Raw genomic sequence first — 2,958 nt, 5'->3', positions numbered from 1 at the left:
TGCGCCGTTGCGGTGCCGGTGCCGGTTGCAATGTGGTCGCAGTCGGTCGTGGTGCCGATTACGGCTCCACGTATCAGTGCCGACAACCAAACTCGTTGCAAATTTTTGGGTGCTCGGGCCATGACGGGGACCTTCCTAGCCCGAAGTTACGGTAGGTGATTCAGGCGGTTTTGCTGTTGACCTGGAGAAACCGTTCGATCGGCCCGAAATACGTAGTCAGAACACTCGGCGTGTCGGCTTCGTTTGCGCGACCGGATCGGATAGGCTCCTTGTTGTGTCGAGGATCACCGGGAAGGTCCACGTAGTCAGAGTGAAGAAGGCTCACGTGGACAAGCAGGGCAGAGCACGCGAGTACTCCTCTGCCTATCTGCGGCGCACCTACCGCGAGGGCAAGCGGGTGCGCAACGAGACGGTGGCCAACCTGTCGATGCTGCCCGAGCACGTCGTCGATTGGATCGACGCCGGCCTGAAAGGCGCGCAGCTGGTGGCGGCCGGCAGCGAGTTCAGCATCTGCCGGTCGCTGCCGCACGGGCACGTGGCCGCGGTGGCGGCGATGGCGCGCCAGCTGGGCTTTCCCGCGCTGCTGGGTCCGCCGTGCCGGGCGCGGGATCTGGCGCTGGCGCTGATCATCTCGCGGGTGTGCCGCCCGGCGTCGAAGCTGTCCACCCTGTCCTGGTGGTCGGATGTGACCCTCGGCGAGGATCTCGACGTCACGGGCGCGTCGACCGACGAGGTCTACGCCGCGATGGACTGGCTGGTTGACCGGCAGGACGCGATCGAAAAACAGTTGGCGGCGCGGCATCTGGCGGTCGAGGCGAATCCGGGGCGGATGGCGTTGTTCGATTTGACCAGCTTGTGGGTGACCGGGCGGTGCTGCGAGTTGGCCGCCCGCGGCTACTCCCGCGACGGCAAGAAGGGCCGCGAGCAGATCGAGTACGCCATCCTCACCGACGTCGAGGGCCGGCCGGTGGCGGTGCGGGTGTTCGCCGGCAACACCGCCGACCCGACCGCGTTCGGCCAGATCGTGACCGTGGTGAAAGACACCTTCGCCTTGGCGGACCTGGTGCTGGTCGGTGACCGCGGGATGATCACCACCGCCCGGATCGCCGCGCTGCGCGACCTGGGCGAGGACGGAACCGGTTTCGGCTGGATCACCGCGCTGCGCGCCCCGGCGGTCGCCAAACTCGCCGCCGACCAGGGGCCGCTGCAGATGAGCCTGTTCGACGCCCACGACCTGGCCGAGATCGCCCACCCCGACTACCCCGGCGAGCGGCTGATCGCCTGCCGCAACCCGCTGCTGGCGGCCGAACGCGCCCGCAAACGCGACGACCTGCTGGCCGCCACCGAGAAGCTGCTCGGCCCGATCATCGACCGCGTGAACACGGGCCGCCTATCCGGTGCCGCCCAGATCGGCGTCGCGGTCGGCAAGGTGATCAACACCTACAAGGTGGGCAAGCACTTCGACCACCGGATCACCGACACCGGTCTGACCATCGCCCGCCGACACGACCAGATCGCCGCCGAGGCCGCCCTGGACGGCATCTACGTGCTGCGCACCAGCGTGCCCGCCGACACCCTCGACCCGGCCGGGGTCGTGATCGGCTACAAGAACCTCGCCAACGTCGAACGCGACTTTCGCATCATCAAGGTCGACGACCTGGACCTACGCCCCATCCACCACCACCTCGACGACCGCGTCAAAGCCCACGTGCTGATCTGCATGCTCGCCTGCTACCTGGTCTGGCACCTGCGCCACGCCTGGGCGCCGATGACCTTCACCGACGAGAACCCACCCCAGCGCGACAACCCCGTCGCGCCCGCCAAACGCTCCACCCACGCCAACACCAAGGCCTCCACGCAACGCGACGAACACGGCAACCCGCTGCGCAGCTTCCGCGGCCTGCTCGACCACCTCGCCACCCTCACCCGCAACCAGGTCTGCTACCACGGCACCAGCACCGAGATCCCGATGCTCACCGAAGCCACCCCCGACCAGCGCCGCGCCTTCCAACTGCTCGACACCGCCATCCCGCTCAGAGCCGCGTAGTCAAACACCACGACCCCGAAAAGCAGCAAACCCCCAGCTCAGCCCTGGATTCGCATAACCTAACCGCCGCAACTTCGGGTTAGCGTGCAAGGTCCGGCGCCCGGAGGATCGTTCGCTAAGATCCGGCGCCGCGGAGTACGCGGATCCTGCGTGATCATGTTAGGCACGCCGGATTTGGTGCGCAGTTGCTACCGGTTGGCATGAACCCCCGGTCAGGCTGGGCTGCCCGCCCGTCCGCGCGACCGGCCGGAGTGCTGCCCGCTCGCCGTCGTGGCGCGTGGGTCCGCCGAGTCATCGGCGTGTGCAGCGCAACGGCGTCCTCGCGGAGACAGCATGGAGCGCGTCGTGGCCGAGGGGCTGCAGGAAACCGTGGCCGAACACCCTCGGCCGCTCTACGTCGTCTACCTCAACTCCCTTCACCGGAAGGTCTCGGACGCGGTCCTTGGCGGGCGGACCGTGCACAGCTCGCATCTGTAGGTGGCCTACCGGCTCCCCACACCTAGGGTTGCGCTGTGACCCACTGCGTCTCGTAGGCCGATAACTCGATCCGCCGACCGTCGACAGAGGCGCTGATCCTCTCATCGGTGGTGTTGACGATCACGAGTGCGCGGTCGGACGCGAGTGCGAGCAGCCCATCCGCTACGTGCACTTTCCGCCGCTCGACACTCGGTGGAAACCAACGGACGAAGCGCTGGAGGACGTCGGTGAGAAAGGGCAGAGGCCGGCCACCGTCGGCCTTCCGGGTGTCCGTCCACAGGCGCGTGGCACACTCCGCTTCGTCCGGGCCCGGGTTCCAGTACAGAACCGTGTTTGCTCCACTACTCGCGAGTTCGATCATCGCAGCGACGTGCAGCGCAACCTGATGCTCCGACGACCAGTCGGACCTGGCCGGCTCGACGTACCACTCGGAC

At 67.3% G+C, this 2,958-nt stretch carries 2 protein-coding genes and 1 pseudogene; 2 read left to right on the top strand and 1 reads right to left on the bottom strand.

Going from position 1 to position 2,958, the window contains the following annotated elements; translation table 11 throughout:
• Positions 1–274: 274 nt before the first annotated feature.
• Both VKI00_RS15950 and VKI00_RS15945 read left to right on the top strand, forming a co-directional pair.
• Positions 275–2,047, top strand: coding sequence for an IS1634 family transposase (locus VKI00_RS15950; RefSeq protein ID WP_324438976.1), 1,773 nt, complete (start codon positions 275–277; stop codon positions 2,045–2,047).
• 333 nt (positions 2,048–2,380) lie between these two features.
• Entirely contained in the window at positions 2,381–2,524 is a 144-nt protein-coding gene (locus VKI00_RS15945) for a hypothetical protein (RefSeq protein ID WP_324438974.1), read from the top strand.
• 22 nt (positions 2,525–2,546) lie between these two features.
• Here the strand turns inward: VKI00_RS15945 and VKI00_RS15940 are convergent.
• Positions 2,547–2,958, bottom strand: a pseudogene (locus VKI00_RS15940) (xylan 1,4-beta-xylosidase); the annotation flags it as partial.

Source organism: Mycobacterium sp. (genome assembly GCF_035314665.1).
Lineage (GTDB): Bacteria > Actinomycetota > Actinomycetes > Mycobacteriales > Mycobacteriaceae > Mycobacterium.
The sequence above is the reverse complement of the archived record's forward strand: the minus strand, read 5'-3'. Positions and strand labels throughout refer to the sequence as shown.